The organism is Halorubrum sp. Hd13 (assembly GCF_002252755.1).
Taxonomy (GTDB): domain Archaea; phylum Halobacteriota; class Halobacteria; order Halobacteriales; family Haloferacaceae; genus Halorubrum.
Genome location: NZ_NHOY01000051.1, coordinates 36,580 through 55,168, shown reverse-complemented (window position 1 = coordinate 55,168; position 18,589 = coordinate 36,580). Strand labels below are relative to the sequence as shown.

Below are 18,589 nucleotides of genomic sequence, written 5' to 3'. Positions count from 1 at the left end.
GGGGGGGGTGGCGGTTCGCCCTCAGATGACGATGGCCGACGGCTACCCGCTGATGGAACTCGTCTCCGTCGAGGGGGACTGATCCGTTTCGTCGAGGGGGACTGATCCGTTTCGTCGAGGGGGACTGAACTGTCCCGTTGAGGCCCAATCCGTCGATTCACTCCGCCGAATCCACGTCCCGAATCGTCCCGACGCCCTTGCTCGACCCCTCGCGGAAGACGAACCGCTGGCCCTCCTCCACGAGGTAGGGCCGGAACTTGAACCGGACCCGCGTCTGTCCGGTGTCGCCGGGCAGGAGCCGGCCGCCCTCGGGCGCGAAGACGGCGGCCTCGGAGACGGTCTCCACGTGGACGACCGGCTCGTACCCCTCCTGGATTCTGGTCGGGTGGTTCAGCACCATCACCTCGGCCTCGAACTCGCGGACGGGGTCGGGGTCGCTCTCGCGCGGCACCAGGGCCATCCCGCGCTCGATCTCCGCCTCGTCGACCCCCTTCAGCGCGATGCCGACGATCCGGCCGGCGCTCGCCTTGTCGACCCGGTGGTAGTGCATCTCGATCGAGCGCGCCTCCACCTCGCGGAAGGAGCCGTCGGCCATCGGGCCGAGGAGGAGCTCGTCGCCGGCCTCGACGGTGCCGGAGTTGACCGTGCCGGACGCGACGGCGCCGACGCCGGTCACCTTGTAGCTCCGGTCGACGTACATCCGGAACTCCGCGCGCTCCGGGGTCGCCCGCTTCGGAAGCGTCTCGAACAGTCGGTCGAGCGTCCCGAGCCCGTCCTTCGTCACCGCGCTGGTCCGGAGGAGCGGCACGACGCCGTCGCCGACCTCCGCGACCGCCGCGTCGATCCCGTGGCGGTCCACGAGGAGGGGGGTCTGCCCGGCGTCCCGTAGCATCGACTCGGCCTCGCGCTCGACCTCGGCGACCCGGTCGTCGCTCACGGCGTCCGCCTTCGTGATCGCGACGATCGTCGGCAGCTCGGTCGCCAGCAGGATGCCGAGGTGCTCGCGGGTCGTCTTCGTCGGCCCGTCGTCGGCGGCGACGACGAGGAGCCCGTAGTCGAGCTTCTGGCCGACGAGCCCGCGGATCGTCGTCCGCAGCCACGGCTCGTGGCCGACCGTGTCGACGAAGGAGACGAGTCGGTCGGCCTCCTCGACGATCCGCGCGCGGTCGGACTTGCGGTGCGGGTTATCCATCCGGACCGGCTCGCCGCCCGCCTCCTCGAAGCCGTAGACGGCGTACGACAGGTCGGCGGAGAGCCCCCGCTCGACCTCGTGGGGCTGGACGTCGAGGAAGCCGCGCGTCCCGCCCTGGCCGTCGTCGGCCCGCCCGGTCACGAGGGTGCCGACGAGCGTCGACTTCCCGTGGTCGACGTGGCCGGCCGTGCCGACCACGAGGTGGTCGTCGTCCGTCTCGAACATCCCGCCGTCGCGGAGGGTCGCGAGACCGACGAGTCCCTCCGAACCGCCGTTGCCGGCCGAGCCGGCGCTCCACGTCTCCACGTCGGCGATGTGGGCGTCCGCCTCGTCGGCCAACAGCGAGAGGACGTCCATCGTCTCGGAGAAGGTCTCGGGCGCGATCCCGGCCAGCCCGCCGTCGTCGGTGACGCCGAGGACGTACGTCGCCTCGCCGTCGCCCGAGAGCACTCGGTGGCGGAGCTGGGCCACGAGCGACTCCATGCGTCCCTCCGCCAAGTGGACCTCGCGTGTCAGCCGCTCTTTGAACTCGATCGCGCCGCCGTCGCGCTCGCCGCGCTCGATGGCCCGCCGTAACGCGGACCGGTCAGCGCTCATACACGCTCGTAGGCGACAGCCGGGCTTAACGGTTTTCGTGCGATCCGTCCCCACGTCACGTGATCGCTCCCGAGCGCTCGGGAGCGCTCCCGAGCCGATACACTCAGGTCAGTTCGGAATACTGATTTACGTAACAAGATGAGTTTGGATCGCATCTCGGCCGACTCTGGGGCCGACCCGTTCCTGGCGCGGCTGGCGATAAAAGCTCCCTCTCCGATCCTCGCGGCGGAGGCCGACAGCGGCACGGTCGTCGCGGTCAACGAGGCCGCGACCGAGCTGTTCGGTCGCGACCGCTCGTCGCTCGTCGGCATGCACCAGACCGAGCTTCACCCGCCGGAGGCCGAGCAGAACGTGCGCGAGGGGTTTCAGGCGGTCCGAGACGCGGGACGGGAACGCGCTTCCGGCGAGGCGGCGGAGCCGGTCACGATCCTGCGTGCGGACGGGTCGACGGTGCCCGTCGACGTGCGGTCGACGCCGTTCACGCACGCCGGCACGGAGTACGTGCTCGGCATCTTCACGGACGCGAGCGAGCGGGTGGCGCACCTCACCCGGGTCGAACGGCAGGCGACCGCGATGGACCTCACGACATCCGGCATCGCGCTGCTGGACGCGGACGGCACGTACACGTACCTCAACGACGCCCACGTCACGATGTTCGGCTACGACGACGCCGACGAGCTGCTCGGCGGGACGTGGCGACAGATCTACGCGGACGATGTCATCGAGCGGATCGAACGCGAGGTCCTCCCGGTCGTCGCGGAGACGGGATCGTGGGACGGGGAGCTGGTCGGCGTCAAGCGGGACGGCACGCCGATCACGCAACGCGTGTCGCTCGCGCAGCTCCCCGACGGCGGGATCACCTGTGTCAACCTCGACCTCACCGAGCAGGAGCGCCGGCTCCGCCGCCTCGGTGAGACGCGGTCGCTCGCCGAGACGCTGATGACCGCGGACGAGTATGAGGACGTGATCGACACCGCGATCGAGGGGATCGCGGAGATCATCGACCGACCGTTCTCCGGCTACTGGGCGGACGGCGCCGCCGAGACGGACTCCGCCGGGCCGAGCGCCCCCGACGACGCCCTCGTCCCGGTGTCCGTCTCCGACGAGGGGGCGTCGATCGTCGACGACGTGCCGCGATTCCGCCCGGGCGAGTCGCTCGCGTGGGACGCGTTCGACGCCGGGACGCCGGCGTACTATCCGGACGTCGCCGCGGAGCGCGGGGTCCACAACCCGGCGACGCCGATCAGCACGGAGTTCATCGTCCCCGTCGGCGACGACGGCGTGTTCATCGTCGGGGCGCGGGAGTCGGACGCCCTCGACGAGGACGAGCGCGAGCTCATCCTGATCGTCACGCAGTACCTCCGGACGGCGATCGAACTCGTCGCGCAGCGCCGACAGCTGCGCGCCGCACGCGACCGCATCGAGGCCGAGCGCAACCAGCTCGAACGCGTCATCAACACGGTCCCGCAGCTGATATTCGCGAAGAACACCGACGGCGAGTTCCTACTCGCGAACGAGGCGGTCGCCGAGGCGTACGGCACCACGGTCTCGGACCTGATCGGATCGACCGACGCCGACTACGCGACCGACCCGGACGAGGCGGACGCGTTCGCCGCCGACGACAGGCGGGTGATCGAGACCGGCGAGCCGCTCCATCGCACCGAGGAGGCCCTGACCGACGCCGCGGGCAACGAACGCGTGTTGGAGACGTGGAAGATCCCGTTCTCTCCGGTCGACGGCGAGGGAGACGCGGTGCTCGGCGTCGCCAACGACATCACCGACCTCACCGACGCGCGCGACGAGCTCGACCGTCAGCGCCGGCTGACGAACCTCTACGCCGTGAGCAACCGCGTGTTCCAGGCGACGGACCCGCAGGACGCGTTCGACGCCTGCGTCGAGGCGGTCGCCGACGTGGTGACGGCGGACGAGCTAGCGATATACGACCGCGACACCTCGGAGGGGGAGCTGGTGCGGCTGGCGACCGCGGGCGACGAGGCCGCCCCGCCCAGTCGCCGACGCATCGAGCCGGGCGAGACGGACCTCTGGCGAGCGTTCAGCGAGCCCGAGACGTGCTGGCTCCCGGCCGACGCCGTCGTCGACTCGGCCGACGCGGCCGGGAAGCAGGCGCTCGCCACGCAGCTCGGTGACACGAGCCTGCTGAGCGTGGTCGTCGACGAGCGGAACGAGTCGCTGGAGTCGTTCATCCGAGCGGTGAGCCAGCAGGTCTCGGCCGCGCTCACCCAGCTCCGCCAGGAGACGTCGATAGCGGGCCTCTCGAACGACGTCGCCAGCACCCGGCGACAGGCGAACCGGCACAGGGACCTGCGGGAGGGCGTCGTCGACGCCGTCGAGACCATCGCGACGGCGGAGACGCCGGCTGCGGTGCGCGAAGCGATCGTCGACGTCGGCGGTCGGGTGGCGGAGTACGCGTTCGTCGGCACGTACGACCCGGCCGCAAAGCGGGTCGACCCGGTCGAGGTGACCGAGCCGGGCGGACCCGCGAAGCTGTACGAGACCGACGAGCAGTCGTTCCCCGCGGTCGTCGCCGCCACGCGCGACGAGCGGCAGCACGCCGTGGACGGGCAGGCGACCGCGGCCGGTCACGGCGAGTGGATCAACCGGCTGCTCCACTTCGGCTACCGGGAGTCGTTCGCGGTTCCGGTGAGCCACTACGGGACCGTCCACGCCGTCGCCGAGTTCATCAGCACGGACGCCGAGCGCTTCGCCGAGCCGGAGCGGCGGGCGCTCGGCGCGGTCGCGGACGCCGCCGGGATGCGCCTGTCGACGCTCGAGTCCGCCACCGCGTCGAACGCGCCTATCGCCTTCGCCCTGGAGTGCCGGCGGCCGTCGCCGCTCTTCCCCGGCCTCCCGGCGGACGGCTCGATCGCCGTCGAGCACGTCGCGATGACCGGCGGCGAGAGCTTTCACCTGACCGGCCGCGTCGACGGCTACACCGAAACGGCGTTCCGCGACTACGTCGCGGCGACGCCGGGCATCGAACTCGACGGCGTCGACTCCGTCGACCGCGACACCCACGAGGTCGCCGTGCGGATGCGGGACACGCCGGACCGCTCGCTGGCCGCCGTCCGCGACGTGCTCGCCGGGACGGACACGCGGCTGCGCGGCGTCCGTTCCCGCCCGGACGCCGACGTCTTGGCGTTTCGGACGACGGACCCGACGGTGATCGGGCGGGTCCGGGCGGCGCTGGTTCCCGTCTCCGACTCGTGTCGGCTCGTCTCGAAGCGGCACGTCTCCGAGCCGTCCGGGGGCCCCGACGGGTGGACCGGGGAGCCGGACCTGACCACCCGCCAGCGAGAGATCGCGGAGACGGCGCTCCGAGAGGGGTACTACGACGATCCGCGCCGCATCAGCGGCACCGACCTCGCTGACCGATTCGACGTGTCCTCGTCGACGCTCCACCAGCACCTCCGCGCCGCGGAGTCGAAGATCATGCGCGGCTTCTTCGAGTGACGGCCGCCAGCCGACCGCGGCAACTCACACGGACATATTCGGTATCACACCGGCCTGCCACATATCTTCGGACGTAGAACTATCGGCGATACTACGACAATAACAGGTATGAACCCCGCTCGAAACGGCGCGGTGCGAACTCCTGTGGCGCCCCTCACACGGGCAGTGTCGACCGGGGGTGAGGATCGGTGAGCGCCGACGGATCCGAGCTGCCGACGCTGGTGTACGAGTACCTGAACCGCTCTACTGACCCCCTCGCGAGTGCGGCGGGCGACGACCGGTCGTCGTGGGTCCACCCCTCTGTCTCCGTCAACGAACGGGGGGACGACCTGGTCGAGAGGCTGCTCGCCGCCGAGCGACGCCCCGGAGAGGTGTTCGAAGCCGTGTTGAACCCCTCTCCGGAGACGGTCACGCCGGCCTTTATCGCCGACACCGCCGTTCAGTACGACGACGTCGTCGGCTTCGCGGCGCCGAGCTCCCAGCTGTACGACGACCTGTTCTACGCCGTGTACGAGGCGATGGCGGAAACGGGCGCGGTGTTGACGACGAAGTACCCGCGTCACGAGGTCTACGGCCGACTCTCGGCGATGGACCCGCTCGTCATCGACTCGACGCCCGGCGCGGAGGCCGACGGCGGCGTCGACATCGCGACGAGCGACGCGGGGTCGGTCCGGTGCGGCGACCTCACGTCGCTCGGGGTCGCCGCCGAGCGCGCGACGATGCGGCTCGTGACGGACGACCGACCCGGGACCTTCGCGATCGCGACGATGACGCAGCTGCTCGCGCACCACGACGCCCGCACGCTCGACAAGTTCCTCCACGAGCTGGTCGGCCAGTGGCGCAATCAGGGCGTCGGCGGACTCGTCCACCTGCCGCCGACAACCGACGTCGACGGCGCCGACCGGTTCGGGGCGGCGCACCTCGATTACGTCATCGAGATGCGAACCGGCGACGGCCAGATCGAGGCGCGCGTGTCTGGGAAGCAGGACGTTGCTCCCACATGGCAGGTGGTTGGCTCGGCGCCGTGCTCGGATAGCGAAGCGTCGGTCCGGTTGGTGGACCGACAGCTCTCCGGGACAGCCGACGAAGGTGGCGGCGAGTCTACCTCGGAATAGCACCCGGCGAATCCGGGCCACGAGCCGGCCTCGATCGCTGGATTTCGGCTCGCTGATCTTCGTCGTGAGGCCGCGCTTTGTTCGTCGACCACCCCATACTCCTCGCGGTTTGTACAGTACGCTCTTTAGGCCATCCGGCTGGGTTCGACCGAAGCCGGGTTGCGGTTTGCTGGCGCCGTCGGAACGCGAAGCACGACCTCGGTACCTGTGTCGGTCACGTCGACGTCGACCTCCCCGCCAAGCATCGAAACTAACATACGAATCAGCCAGATCCCGAGCGCGGAACCGTGCTGTAACGGCGTCTCTTCGCCGGTGACGAGTACCCCCCGCTCGATATCTGGCATGCCAGGCCCGTCGTCAGTCACGACGATCTGGAGCCAGCCGTCGTCTGCCTGTCTCACCGATACGTTGACGTGCGGGTCTTCTCTGTCTCCTGCGGCCACCGCGTTCTTTATCACCTCGGTAAGCGGGTGTGTAAGCCATCGTGAGACAGTCCCGTCGGTCGCGTCGACAGAGACGGCGATCGTTGCGTCCGAGTGGTCATCCCGTACCGCCGTCGCGGCCTTTTCAGTGACCTCAGCGATGTTAACGGTTGACTCGTCGTGTGGTATCTCCCGTATCGCGCGATCGATCACCTGCATTTTGCTCGTAAGCCGTTCCCATCCGTCGAATATACGCGTCAGTCGGCGGAGGTGATCGTGACGACAGTCAGCGTCCGGTTCCTCGGCGAGCATCGTTGTCCATCCCACGAGCTTGTTTAAATCGTTGCGGACGTTGTGTCGGACGACCCGCTGGAACACCTGTAAATGCTGTCGCTGTCGCGTCTTCACGGTAATATCCTTCCCCTCAACGGCGATCAGCGTGATTTCACCAGCGGCGTTACGAATTGGCTTGAACGACACGTCGATGCGTGCGAGACCATCTGGACCCTGTAGTTCTCCTTCGGTCTGGACGAGTTCACCGTCACCCGCGCGGTTGACCGCCTCAGAAACCGTGAGTTCGTGGTTCGGGTCAAGGCTCAGCCACGGGAATTTGTCGATCGGTTCACCAACAATTGCCGACCGATCAACACCGATGCGTGCGACCAGCGTATCGTTCACGTCAGTCACGGTTTTATTGGGGCGGACTAACGCGGTAAGCTGGTGTGGGCTGTTAAACACAGCCTCCAGTCGCCGAGTGTACTTCTCGCGTTCAGAGATATCAATAAACAACACATCGGTACCGACGACTTCGTCGTCAACGGTGCGTGGGATCGCCCGTAACAGACACGGGACCGTGTCGCCGTCCGTCGTCACGAGCGTGCGTTCTGCGACGGTGAGATCACCGCTAAGCGCGCGTTCGTAGCCGTCTGACTGGAGTGAATCAGTCGAGCTATCGTCATAAAACTCACTGAGCGGCTGTCCAACCACCGCTTCGCGCTCGCACCCCAGCGCGTCGGAAAACGACCGGTCACAGGCCTCAATGACTGCTTCGCCGCCAACGGCCCGAGTTTGAACGAACAGCAGCGGGCCCTGATCAAACAGTTTCGACGCCCATTTCACACGCTCGGAGCGCTTCGTCGCGTCCCGCCCCATCGCCAGCACACTGGCAGAGCCATCACCCGCATCACTCACAACGGTGTGTAGATCTATCCACGTGACTTCGCTGTCATCCGTCCCGATTCGTATCGTCTCAGCAGCCGGGTCACCGGTCTCGATCGGGCGCCGCAGGGCGTCAGCGGCACGTTCGCGGTCCTCCGGATAAACTACTGCTTGCCATTCGTCTATCGTCGTCGGGCTCGCTCCGACCGTCTCTCGTAAAGTGGCGTCCAACGTGACTGTGTTGGTACTGAAGTCCCACTCACCGATGCCCGTCTCCGTCCCGCTGAGGACGAGTTCCAGCCGCTCAGTCTGGTCTCTGAGCTCTCTGATCCGCCGTCGTTGCTCGGTAATATCGTGTTGAACCCCGATGTAGTTTGTCACGATTCCGTTTGCGTCTCGAACCGGCGTCACGGAGAGCTTCGCCCAGTACGGTTCACCCTCCGCGGTGTAGTTTCTCAGCTTAGTCGTTATCGGTCGCTCGGTTTCGATCGCCGTACGGATGCGCTTTGTCGTCTCCGAATCTGATCCGGGGCCCTGGAGGAATCTCGGGTTTCGGCCGAGAGCCTCTGACCGCTCGTATCCGGTTAGCTGTACAAACTCCTCGTTGACGTACACCAACGGGTTCCCCGGTTGGGTCGGGTCCGTAATCTGGATGCTGGTCCCTGCTTCGTCCAGCGCCCGCTCTTTTAATGCGAGTTCGTGTTCCCGCGCTTCACGATCGCTCACGTCACGCACCGTACAGACCATTCGGGATGGGGTGACCATCGTCAGGGACAGCTCCGCCGGGAACGTCGTTCCATCTGGCCGACTTCCCGTTACTCGCCCCTGCCAGTGACCATCGCGTTCGAGCGCGTCGAAAGCTTCCTTCTCGATCCGTGCCGCTTCATCCGCAGCGTATAGCTCTCGCCAACTTCGACCGAGCAACTCCTGTTTGCTGTCGAATCCGTACATGTCGACGTGCGTCTGGTCGATATAGACGTACGACTCGTCGTCAAGAATGGCGACGCCATCGGCGGCGTCCTCAATCGCTTGTTGAAACGCCCCGAGGCGAATCTCAGAGGCGATCTCGCCTGTCGGCTCACGTGTCTGGGAGCCAATGCGGTCGAGTGCCGCGGCCAGTAACTCCGCTGCTCGCTCTAGGACATCGCGGACGGCGGCCCCGTCCAACGCGGTCGCAGCGTCGCGGTGACCCCATCCAACCGACAGCACACGCTCGGGACCGATCGGAACGAACAGTTCCTCACGCGGCAGCCAGCGGCTGTCATCCGGTGCGATTGGTCCGGCCACCCCGTCGGTTCGAGCCGGCGCATCAGTCGTGAAACATCGCTTGATAAGAGCTGCGTCCGGTGGGGGTGTTCGGCCCGGCCGACCGATATGACGTTCGGAACTAAACGCCGGTTGGGACGGCTGTTCCGGCGGTTGGGCGTTCTCAACGCTGCTGTCGCGCTCGTTGTGGTTTCGCCACACGGTAATCGCTGCGTCTCCCAGTGTGGCACGGATCGCGGTCAGTGTCCGATCAACAGCGCCGCCTACTGTCTCTTCCCGGTTGAGGTCGACGCCGAGGTTGAACAGCGCGTCCTCGGTCACCTCGTCACCGCTCGTCATCGACCCGTGTTGCCAGCGGTTCAGTCGAACACGGCCGAGCGGTCAGGTCATCGATCAATGTCTGAATGGCCCAGAGCCGCTCCACCACTGCCCAGAGCGGGTCGACGAGTTCACTGTCCGACGCGTTGGTAGCGGCGGTCCAGACGTGTTCTTCAGCCTCGGCGAGTGCCGTTGCCGCCACTTCGAGAGCCGCTTCGGTCGACTCCCGTGCGCGTGCGTCCGCTGAGAGTCCGTAATGCAATGGCCGTGAGCGGAACGCGTCGGCGTCGATGACCTCGATCAGCTCGTCGTGCGTCATCGTCACGAACACGTCGTCGTACCGGAACGACAGCGTTCCCTCTTCGAGACGCGTCGCTGAACCGCCCGGCCCGCCGAAGAGGAGGTTTATGCCATCGGGGCTGACGTACCTATCGAGGCGTCGGAGCTCGTCGCCTTCCGTGTTTTTGAACGCCGAGACCGCATCGAACATCGCGTCGAGCGCGGACGGTGCACTCGCCGCGTCGAACCGAGTAACTGACACGTCCGAATTCATGCCGAATAATTTCACCGAATCAGTATGTCACGTTTCACGGAATAATCCGCTTCTCGCGGGCGATACCGAATATGTACGCGTGTGCGGGACTCGACGGCCGTTCAGCTCTCCGTCTCACGCGACCGGACGAGGTCGTCTGCTCGGCCTCACACTCGGCCCGATCTCCCACCGACGTCCTCCGAGCGGCGACCTGCGTGACTCGCTGTCCTCACCGAGTCACGCGCCGTGCCTCTGACAGCGTTCCCCGTTCCGGGGACCGCGTCGACCGATATTCCCGGTCGACATCCGTATATCAGCAGATAGGATCATAAGTGGTATGACAGAAATATCAGGTAATGGCCTCTGTGACCTCACATTTTTGGTGCGCTCGCCAGAGCGCACCGCGTGCACCACGCGCCTACCGCGCCGCCGGCCGTACCGCGTTCCTCTCGTACCGTCGGCCGCTCCGCGCGCCTCGGCTCGCGGCGTCCCCGCTGACGCCGCGCGCCCGCCCGACGGGGCGTCACGGACTGCGGCTCTCTCGGCCCGTCCGTCCCGGATTCGACGCCCCGATAGCGCTCCGCGAATCGCGTCCTCGGCGGAACAATTATCAATTAATACAATATAGTTATTAATGCACAATGGTGTCTTTCGAAGACATCGCCGACCGGGCGAACGGCGATCGGGTCCCGCTGTCGACCCGCGAGCGGGCGATCGGCGGCGCCGGCGTGCTCGCGCTCGTCGCTCTCTCGGCGCTCGCGCTCGCGACCGACGTCACGTGGAAGCTACCCGCGATCTCGTGGGTGGCGTTCGGTGCGATGGCGCTCGGCGCGCCGCTGGGCGCCCGGGCGGCGGCGGCCGATCACCCGCTCGAACCGGTCTGGGGGTACGGGCTGGCGAGCGGCGCGATGGTGACGAGCACGGCGTTGTTTCTGATCCCGCAAGCGCTCGCCCAACACGGGCGCTTCGGTAGCCTCGGCATCGCCGTCGGCTTCCTGGCGGGGTACGCCGGTCACTCGCTCGGACACCGGTTCACGCACCTCGATCTCCCGGTCGACCACACGGCCGCGGAGCTGACGGTCCACGCGCTCGCGGCCGGCGCGATCATCGGCGCCATTTACGGCGCGATGCCGTCGCTCACGTCGCTGCTCGGTATCGCGCTCGTCTCGCACAAGGCGCCGGCCGGGTACGCCGCGGCGCGCCGCCTCGCCGGGCGGGACCGGTCGGTCGCCGTGCTCGCGCTCCCGGCGGCCGCCGTCGGCCTCATCGCCCTCCCGGTCGCCGCGGTCGGCGTCACCCCGTCCAGCACCGTCCGCGGTCTGCTGTTCGGCGTCGGGGCCGGCGTGTTCCTCCACGTCGCCGTCGATCTGCTGCCCGAGTGCACGGCCGGAAGCGAGACCTGCCCCGCGGACGCCGCGGCCGACGGACACCGCCTCCGCGACCGACTCCGCACTCACGCGGCCGTCAGCTCCGTCGTCGGCGGGACCGCCGTCGTCCTCGGCTGGCTCCTGATCGGCTGACGGCTCCCCCCGCGGCGCCCCGGTCGCGCCCGGCTCACTCCCCGGTCAGGTCCACGTACGTCCGCCGGACCGTCACGGGCGTCACGTCGGCGACGTCGGCCGCCTCCCGCTGCGTGCAGTCGGCGCCCAGCTCGCGGGCCGCGGTGTACAGGCAGGCGGCGGCGACGCCGACCGGGTTGCGGCCGTTCGCGATCCCCTCTTCCACGGCGCGCTCCGCGAGCTCGCCCGCCCGCCGCTCCACGTCGGCCGCGCAGCCGAGGTCGCTCGCGAACCGCGGGAGGTACTCCGCGGGTCCGGTCGGGCCGATCGGGAGCCCGAGCTCTCGGTTCATCGCGTCGAAGGCGGCCTGGTGCTCGTCCTCGGTCGCCTTCGCCTCGGCGCACACCTCGCCCACCGTGCGGGCCACGTCGGCGGTTCGGCAGGCGACGTAGACGCAGGCGGCGGAAAAGCCCTCCAGCGACCGCCCCCGCAGCAGGCTCTCGTCCTGCGCCGAGTCGAACAGCGCGCAGGCCGCGTCGCGGACGCTGTCGGGGAGCTCCAAGACGCCGGTCAGCCGACGGATCTCGGTGTACGCGTACACCTTGTTGCGGTCGCGCTTCGTCGAGATCTGCGCGCGGTTGTGCTGGGTCCGCATCCGGGCGAGCCGCCGGCGCTTGCGCCCCTTCACGCGTGTCGAGCGACCGATCTCCGTCGAGAGTCCGCGGTCGTGCCGCGAGCGCGTCAGCGGCGCGCCGGTGCGCTTGGGGTTCGCGTCGTCGTCGTCGAACGACCGCCACTCCGGGCCGTGGTCGATCCGATCGGCCTCGACGACGAGTCCGCACTCCGTACAGACGCGTTCGGCGGAGTCGACGCGGGTCCGACCGCCGCACTCGGGACACTCGTCGACGGCGGTCGGTCCGGTCGCCGGCGTCCCTTCGGCCTCTCTCTCCCCCGCCGCAGCGGTCGTCTCGCTGTCGGCGGTCGCCTCGCGATCGGCGGTCGCCTCTCCGTCGGCGGTCGTCTCGGCGGCGCGGTCGGCGGTCTCGGTGCGGTGCGAACGGACGCGGGTCGAGCGTGCCTGACTCATCACACGTCGAACTCGGGCCCGATGCCTTACTTAAACCCGGGCGAATTCGGGGGTGATCGGCCGGATCGACGCGTTCGAACCGACCGGTTACCGGTCGGTGATCGGCGGTCTCGCACCGCCGCAGTACGGTGGTTTTAACCCGCTGACCGAGCCATCGGTTCGCATGACGCTGTCGGAGATCGCGGACGGGGTGGAGGTGACCGCGAGCCAGCGCGACCGCGGTGTCGCCGTCGCCGACGACACGGAGACGCCGCTCGTCGACCGGCTCGCGGCGCACGCGGACGACCTCCCGTGTACCCCGGCCGCGACCGCGACGCTGGTGGACGCGTACACGGCCGGGCGGAGCGTCGGCGACGCCGCCCGCGAGGCCGGGGTGACGCCGATGACGGGCGCGAAGGCGCTCCACCGCTGCGGCGTCGAGGGCGTCTGCCCGCTCGCGCCGAGCCGCCGGAGCGTCGTCCGCGACTGGCTCGACGGACGGACCGCCCGGAGCGAAGCGGTCGCGCTCGCCGGCGGCGACGAGGCCGACTTCGCGCTGGCGACGTACGTCGAGACCCACGACCCGGTCCCCGCGGTCGCCGAGGCCGTCGACGCGCACGTCGCGGGCTCCGCGCCGCTCGGCGACGGCCTCCGCGGCGACGGCGACGCTCTCGGCGGCGCGCTGGGGTCGCCGGACGGCCTGCGCTGACCGTCTCGACCGCCTTCGATTCCGCTCCTCACCGTCCTTCCGACCGCCTCAGGACCGAATCCGATCGACCAGCCCCGGCTCCTCGAACTCGATCCCGAGCGCCGCGTCGAAGGCGCGCTCGTACGTCTCGGCCAGCGCCGCGACGTAGTCGCCGGTCCCGGTCGCCGCCGCGGGGGCGCTCTCGACCGCGGGGTCGACGGCCGGAAGCCGGGTGTCGGCGTTCTCCCCGACGTCGCTCTCGGCCGGCCCTTCCGCGCGAGCCACCGCGACCGTCCCGTCGACGCTCCCGCCGACGTCGGCCACGCGGCCGCGGAGCCGCTGGAGCGCGTCGCGGCCGTGCGCCGTCGCCGGGGTCACCGCCTCGACGCGGTCGGCGGCCGTGACCGCCGCGACCGCCTCGTTCGACCCCACGGGGGCGGCGTCGACGACCACGGCGTCGTACGCGGTCGCCGCCTCGTCGATCCGTCGCTCCAACTTCCGCGCGGCCTCGGCCGTCTTCGCGCGGGCGGCGCGCTCGAACGGCGCGCGGGCCGGGAGCAGATCGGCGCGTCCCGAGAGATCGGGTTCCCCGTCACGATCGCTCGACCCGGTGTCGGTCGCGTACGCCGCCGCCGACAGCGACGCGCCGGTCTCGTCGGTGACGAGCGCCGTCACGTCCGGGTCTATCCGCCCCGAGACGTACTCGGAGAGCCCCTGCGTCGTGAACGCCGCGTCGACCACGGCCACGTCGCGGCCGTCCCTCGCGCCCAGCGCGGCCAGTTCGACGGCGGTCCGTGTCGTCCCCGCGCCGCCGGTCGCTCCGACGAGCGCGAGCGTCGTCGCCTGCATGCGGTCGGCTACTCGGAGTTTCGCTGTTAACTCTGTCGTACGCCGGCCGTCGACGAGGGCCGCCGTTTATCAGGGGCGCGGTACTCGGCCGTCGACGAGGGCCGCCCTCACCCGGCGATCGCTTCGGCCACCGCGTCCAGTTCGTCGTCGGAGAGGTCGGGTCGCGTCCCGCCCACCGCGTGGAGGGGCGCGCCGCCGTCGCCCTCGAACCGCGGGATGACGTGGACGTGGACGTGCGGGACCTCCTGCCCGGCCGCCTCGCCGTCGTTGATCCCGACGTTGGCGCCGTCGGCGTCGACCGCGGCCTGCACCCGCGGGGTGAGCTCGGTCACCGTCGCGAACAGTTCGCTCGCGAGGTCCTCGTCGAGGTCGCCGACGTGCTGCGCGTGCGACTTCGGGATCACGAGCGTGTGCCCGCGTGCGAGCGGGTTGGCGTCGAGGAACGCAAGCACGTCGTCGGTCTCGTGGACGGTCCGCGCCGGGATGTCGCCGGCGACGATCGAACAGAAGATGCAGTCGTCTGACATACGCGAGGGGTCGGCGGCGCGACTCATCAAGCTTTCCCGGAAGGGGGAGTCGATCCGGGCCACGATTCGGCCGACCCTACTCCTCCGCGTCGGGGAACGGCACCTCGACGAGGTCGCCGTCGTCCGGGAGGAGCACGTCGCCGTCGAACGCCTCCATCGCCTCCCGACGGATCGGCGAGGCGTCGGCCGCGTACCGCGAGGAGATGTGGACGAGCGCCAGCCGCTCCGCGTCCGCGCGCTCGGCGATCTCCCCGGCCTCGCGGCCGGTCGAGTGGGCCGTGTCGCGGGCGCGGTCGGCCATGTCGTCGCCGAAGGTCGCGTCGTGGACGAGGAGGTCGGCGCCGGCGGCGGCCTCGACCGTCCGCTCTCGCGGGCGCGTGTCGGCGGTGTAGACGAGCGTCCGACCGGGCCGCGGCGGGCCGACGACCTGATCCGGCTCGACGACCGTCCCGTCCTCGGCCTCGACGGGCTCGCCGTCGTGGAGCCGGCCGAACTTCGGGCCGACGGGAACGCCGAGTTCCTCCGCCCTCGGGCGGTCGAACCGACCGGGCCGGTCGTCCTCGTCGAGGACGTACCCCTGCGAGACGGTCCGGTGCTCCGTCTCGAACGCGCGGACCGCGTAGCCGTCGGCGTCGAGCGCGACCTCGCCGGGCGCGACCTCCTCGATTCGCACCCGGAACGCGGGGTCGTGCCCGACCGCGTGGACGAGGTCGCGGAGGTCCTCGCCCGTCCCCGGCGGGCAGTGGACCGTCAGCGGCGCCGATCGGTCGTTGAACCCGAGCGTCTGGACCAAGCCCGGGATCCCGAGGACGTGGTCGCCGTGGAGGTGCGAGACGAACACGTGGTCGATCCCGAACCCGGTGCCGTACCGCATCATCCCGCGTTGGGTCCCCTCGCCGCAGTCGAAGAGGAGGCGGTCGCCCTCGCGGTTGACGAACAGTGCGCTCGGCGCGCGCTCGGTGGTCGGGACGGCGCCGCCCGTGCCGAGGAACGTGACGCGAAGGGACATGCCCGCACGTCGGAGCGGCGGTTGTAAACCGGTATCGATGACGGCGGGAGGCGCGCCCCGACGGCGACACCCACATGTGTCCGCCGGCCCGAGCGCGCCCATGCACGACTCGATCGCCGCGCTGGTCGGACGGGAGGGGTGGCGCGCCGAGGGCGACGCCGCCCGCGTCCACTACGACGGTGGCGGCGGGGACCGGTTCGCGGTGGAGTTCTACGCCGACGCCGAGCGGGTCATCTACTGGACGGTGCCGGTCGCCGATGGCGACGGCCCTGAGGCGACCGACGCCGCGACGGCGACCGCCACGGCCTCCCCGGTGCCCCGCGACGATATCCCCGATCCCCTCCGACGGCGTATCCGCGAGGACCTCGCCGCCGCCGACGTCGACCCGTCCGTCGAACGCCGGCAGGTGTGAGGGGCCGCTCGTGCTCGCAGGGGTAGCCGACGACAGAAACGCGGTCGTTGGCCTTCGAAACCGGAGATTTCCGCCGATGTATTTCGGTTCGAAGGAAACCTATTTGCGGCGCGATACGATATGAAACGGTAATGAGTAGCGTCGAATGGGAAGAAGACGACCCCTTCGAGGAACAACGGGACAAGATCGATAACCCGATGAAACGCCTGTTCCTCGAGTACGGTCGCGACTACCTCCCGCAGGTCTCCGTCGGTGTCCTCGCCAGCGTCTTCGCGCGGCTCCTCGACCTCCTCCCGCCGCTTATGCTCGGTATCGCCCTCGACGCGATCTTCCGCGGCGAGGCCCCGTTCAACGAGCAGATCCCGCTCGTGTTGCTACCGGACGCGTGGCTCCCGACCGCGCAGACCGAGCAGTTCTGGTTCACGATCGCGGTGCTGGCCGGGGCGTTCCTCTTCGGCGCGGGGTTCCACTGGATCCGGAACTGGGGGTTCAACGCGTTCGCGCAGAACATCCAACACGACGTCCGGACGGACACCTACGACAAGATGCAGCGGCTCAACATGGAGTTCTTCTCTGACAAGCAGACCGGGGAGATGATGTCCATCCTCTCGAACGACGTGAACCGGCTGGAGCGGTTCCTCAACGACGGGATGAACTCCGTGTTTCGCCTGTCCGTGATGGTGGTCGGGATCGGTGTCCTGCTGTTCTGGATCAACTGGCAGCTCGCCTTGGTCGCGCTGCTTCCGGTCCCGATCATCGCCGGGTTCACCTACCTGTTCATCAAGACCATCCAGCCGAAGTACGCCGAGGTGCGGTCGACGGTCGGCAAGATGAACTCCCGGCTGGAGAACAACCTCGGCGGTATTCAGGTGATCAAGTCGTCGAACACCGAGCCGTACGAGTCCGACCGCGTCGACGATGTCTCGATGGACTACTTCGGCGCCAACTGGGACGCGATCACGACCCGGATCAAGTTCTTCCCGGCGCTCCGCGTGCTCGCCGGGATCGGCTTCGTGATCACGTTCATCATCGGCGGACTGTGGGTGTTCCAGGGTCCGCCCGGCCCGTTCTCCGGCGAGCTCTCCGAGGGGATGTTCGTCGTCTTCATCCTCTACACCCAGCGGTTCATCTGGCCGATGGCGCAGTTCGGGCAGATCATCAACATGTACCAGCGCGCCCGCGCCTCCTCCGCGCGGATCTTCGGTCTGATGGACGAGCCCTCGCGGCTCGCCGAGGACCCGGACGCCGAGGAGCTGGTCGTCGACGACGGCGACGTGGTCTACGACGACGTGAGCTTCGGCTACGACGAGGAGACCATCGTCTCCGACGTCGACTTCGAAGTCGAGGGCGGCGAGACGCTCGCCTTGGTGGGCCCGACCGGCGCCGGCAAGTCCACGGTGCTCAAGCTCCTGCTCCGGATGTACGACGTCGACGACGGCGCCATCCGGATCGACGGGCAGAACGTCCGCGACGTGACGCTCAAGTCGCTCCGCCGGTCGATCGGCTACGTCGGCCAGTCGTCGTACCTGTTCTACGGGACCGTCCGCGAGAACATCACGTACGGCACGTTCGAGGCGACCGACGAGGAGGTCCGCGAGGCCGCGAAGGCCGCGGAGGCCCACGAGTTCATCGAGAACCTCCCGGACGGCTACGACACGATGGTCGGCGAGCGCGGCGTGAAGCTCTCCGGCGGGCAGCGCCAGCGCGTCACCATCGCGCGGGCGGTCCTCAAGGACCCCGACATCCTCGTCCTCGACGAGGCGACCTCGGACGTCGACACCGAGACGGAGATGCTGATCCAGCGCTCGCTCGACCGGCTTACGGCCGATCGGACGACGTTCGCCATCGCGCACCGGCTCTCCACGATCAAGGACGCCGACACCATCCTCGTGTTGGAGGGCGGCGAGGTCGTCGAGCGCGGGACCCACGGGGAGCTGCTCGACAACGGGGGGCTGTACGCCCACCTCTGGGGCGTGCAGGCCGGCGAGATCGACGAGCTCCCGCAGGAGTTCATCGACCGCGCGCAGAAGCGCACCGCGCGCCTGATCGAGGACGCGGAGACCGACGACGACTGAGGCGGGACGGGACGGGCCGAAGCGCCCCGACGCCTCCCCTCGGGCCGCTCACGTCGACAGCTGACTCCAGTCGTCGGCGCCGTCGGCCTCGCTCTCCTCCCCGCGCTCTCCCGCGGTCGGTGCCTCCCCTCTCGGCTCCTCGCCCAGCGCGTCGAGGATCGCGTCGCGCACCTCGCGCGGCTCGTGGAACCGCGTCCGCTCGCACCGCTCCAGCGTGGTTTCGAGCCGCTCGCCTCCGCTCCCGGTCTCCAGCTCGAAGCCGCCGTACTGCTCGATCAACTCCGCGACCGACACCGGATAGGCGTGCTCGCGAAGCGCCCGCTTCAGCGGTCCGAACGTCACCCCCGCCGTTCGACCGCGGTCTTCGTTCTCATTACTCATGAGGTGACTGTC

The 18,589-nt window shown here is 69.1% G+C and carries 14 protein-coding genes; 6 read left to right on the top strand and 8 right to left on the bottom strand.

The window, feature by feature from the left end:
- Window positions 1–157 precede the first annotated feature (157 nt).
- A complete protein-coding gene (locus DJ81_RS07095; protein WP_094527616.1) occupies window positions 158–1,789 on the bottom strand; it encodes a GTPBP1 family GTP-binding protein in 1,632 nt (543 codons plus the stop codon).
- 138 nt (window positions 1,790–1,927) lie between these two features.
- On the opposite strand from DJ81_RS07095, the gene DJ81_RS07090 reads away from it, so the two are divergent.
- Together DJ81_RS07090 and DJ81_RS07085 are read left to right on the top strand one after the other, a co-directional pair.
- Window positions 1,928–5,260 (top strand): PAS domain-containing protein, encoded by a 3,333-nt coding sequence (locus tag DJ81_RS07090; RefSeq protein ID WP_094589114.1) that lies wholly within the window; start codon window positions 1,928–1,930, stop codon window positions 5,258–5,260.
- A gap of 188 nt (window positions 5,261–5,448) precedes the next feature.
- Entirely contained in the window at window positions 5,449–6,375 is a 927-nt protein-coding gene (locus DJ81_RS07085) for a hypothetical protein (protein WP_094589112.1), read from the top strand.
- Between the two features lie 125 nt (window positions 6,376–6,500).
- Here DJ81_RS07085 and DJ81_RS07080 read toward each other — a convergent pair whose 3' ends face one another.
- Window positions 6,501–9,560 (bottom strand): PAS domain-containing protein, encoded by a 3,060-nt coding sequence (locus DJ81_RS07080; protein ID WP_094589110.1) that lies wholly within the window; start codon window positions 9,558–9,560, stop codon window positions 6,501–6,503.
- Complete coding sequence (locus DJ81_RS07075) at window positions 9,547–10,092, bottom strand: HalOD1 output domain-containing protein (RefSeq protein ID WP_094524622.1); 546 nt, start codon at window positions 10,090–10,092, stop codon at window positions 9,547–9,549. Before DJ81_RS07075 ends, DJ81_RS07080 begins: the two co-directional genes overlap by 14 nt.
- Before the next feature lie 620 nt (window positions 10,093–10,712).
- Between DJ81_RS07075 and DJ81_RS07070 the strand changes: the two genes are divergently transcribed.
- Window positions 10,713–11,591, top strand: a complete 879-nt coding sequence (locus DJ81_RS07070) for a ZIP family metal transporter (protein WP_394338277.1) — start codon at window positions 10,713–10,715, stop codon at window positions 11,589–11,591.
- Between the two features lie 34 nt (window positions 11,592–11,625).
- Here DJ81_RS07070 and DJ81_RS07065 read toward each other — a convergent pair whose 3' ends face one another.
- Complete coding sequence (locus tag DJ81_RS07065; RefSeq protein WP_094524621.1) at window positions 11,626–12,657, bottom strand: transcription initiation factor IIB family protein; 1,032 nt, start codon at window positions 12,655–12,657, stop codon at window positions 11,626–11,628.
- A gap of 163 nt (window positions 12,658–12,820) precedes the next feature.
- On the opposite strand from DJ81_RS07065, the gene DJ81_RS07060 reads away from it, so the two are divergent.
- A complete protein-coding gene (locus DJ81_RS07060; protein WP_094524638.1) occupies window positions 12,821–13,345 on the top strand; it encodes a hypothetical protein in 525 nt (174 codons plus the stop codon).
- 48 nt (window positions 13,346–13,393) lie between these two features.
- On the opposite strand, the gene DJ81_RS07055 is transcribed toward DJ81_RS07060, so the two are convergent.
- The 3 genes from DJ81_RS07055 to rnz form a co-directional block, all read right to left on the bottom strand.
- Window positions 13,394–14,173 (bottom strand): AAA family ATPase, encoded by a 780-nt coding sequence (locus tag DJ81_RS07055; RefSeq protein WP_094527620.1) that lies wholly within the window; start codon window positions 14,171–14,173, stop codon window positions 13,394–13,396.
- Window positions 14,174–14,280: 107 nt separating this feature from the next.
- Complete coding sequence (locus tag DJ81_RS07050) at window positions 14,281–14,700, bottom strand: HIT family protein (RefSeq protein ID WP_094589108.1); 420 nt, start codon at window positions 14,698–14,700, stop codon at window positions 14,281–14,283.
- A gap of 76 nt (window positions 14,701–14,776) precedes the next feature.
- Window positions 14,777–15,709, bottom strand: coding sequence for a ribonuclease Z (gene rnz, locus DJ81_RS07045; protein WP_094589106.1), 933 nt, complete (start codon window positions 15,707–15,709; stop codon window positions 14,777–14,779).
- A gap of 100 nt (window positions 15,710–15,809) precedes the next feature.
- Here rnz and DJ81_RS07040 point away from each other — a divergent pair, with 100 nt between their 5' ends.
- Both DJ81_RS07040 and DJ81_RS07035 read left to right on the top strand, forming a co-directional pair.
- A complete protein-coding gene (locus DJ81_RS07040; protein WP_094589104.1) occupies window positions 15,810–16,121 on the top strand; it encodes a hypothetical protein in 312 nt (103 codons plus the stop codon).
- A gap of 131 nt (window positions 16,122–16,252) precedes the next feature.
- Complete coding sequence (locus DJ81_RS07035; protein ID WP_094522306.1) at window positions 16,253–18,196, top strand: ABC transporter ATP-binding protein; 1,944 nt, start codon at window positions 16,253–16,255, stop codon at window positions 18,194–18,196.
- 48 nt (window positions 18,197–18,244) lie between these two features.
- Here the strand turns inward: DJ81_RS07035 and DJ81_RS07030 are convergent, their stop codons facing one another.
- Complete coding sequence (locus DJ81_RS07030) at window positions 18,245–18,577, bottom strand: hypothetical protein (RefSeq protein ID WP_094522305.1); 333 nt, start codon at window positions 18,575–18,577, stop codon at window positions 18,245–18,247.
- Window positions 18,578–18,589: the final 12 nt, after the last annotated feature.

Excerpts from the sequence above, each read along its gene's own strand:
- DJ81_RS07095 (WP_094527616.1), bottom strand. The coding sequence starts at position 1,789 with ATGAGCGCTGACCGGTCCGCGTTACGGCGGGCCATCGAGCGCGGCGAG.
- DJ81_RS07090 (WP_094589114.1), top strand. The coding sequence starts at position 1,928 with ATGAGTTTGGATCGCATCTCGGCCGACTCTGGGGCCGACCCGTTCCTG.
- DJ81_RS07080 (WP_094589110.1), bottom strand. The coding sequence starts at position 9,560 with ATGACGAGCGGTGACGAGGTGACCGAGGACGCGCTGTTCAACCTCGGC.
- DJ81_RS07075 (WP_094524622.1), bottom strand. The coding sequence starts at position 10,092 with ATGAATTCGGACGTGTCAGTTACTCGGTTCGACGCGGCGAGTGCACCG.
- DJ81_RS07070 (WP_394338277.1), top strand. The coding sequence starts at position 10,713 with ATGGTGTCTTTCGAAGACATCGCCGACCGGGCGAACGGCGATCGGGTC.
- DJ81_RS07065 (WP_094524621.1), bottom strand. The coding sequence starts at position 12,657 with ATGAGTCAGGCACGCTCGACCCGCGTCCGTTCGCACCGCACCGAGACC.
- DJ81_RS07060 (WP_094524638.1), top strand. The coding sequence starts at position 12,821 with ATGACGCTGTCGGAGATCGCGGACGGGGTGGAGGTGACCGCGAGCCAG.
- DJ81_RS07055 (WP_094527620.1), bottom strand. The coding sequence starts at position 14,173 with ATGCAGGCGACGACGCTCGCGCTCGTCGGAGCGACCGGCGGCGCGGGG.
- DJ81_RS07050 (WP_094589108.1), bottom strand. The coding sequence starts at position 14,700 with ATGTCAGACGACTGCATCTTCTGTTCGATCGTCGCCGGCGACATCCCG.
- rnz (WP_094589106.1), bottom strand. The coding sequence starts at position 15,709 with ATGTCCCTTCGCGTCACGTTCCTCGGCACGGGCGGCGCCGTCCCGACC.
- DJ81_RS07040 (WP_094589104.1), top strand. The coding sequence starts at position 15,810 with ATGCACGACTCGATCGCCGCGCTGGTCGGACGGGAGGGGTGGCGCGCC.
- DJ81_RS07035 (WP_094522306.1), top strand. The coding sequence starts at position 16,253 with ATGAGTAGCGTCGAATGGGAAGAAGACGACCCCTTCGAGGAACAACGG.
- DJ81_RS07030 (WP_094522305.1), bottom strand. The coding sequence starts at position 18,577 with ATGAGTAATGAGAACGAAGACCGCGGTCGAACGGCGGGGGTGACGTTC.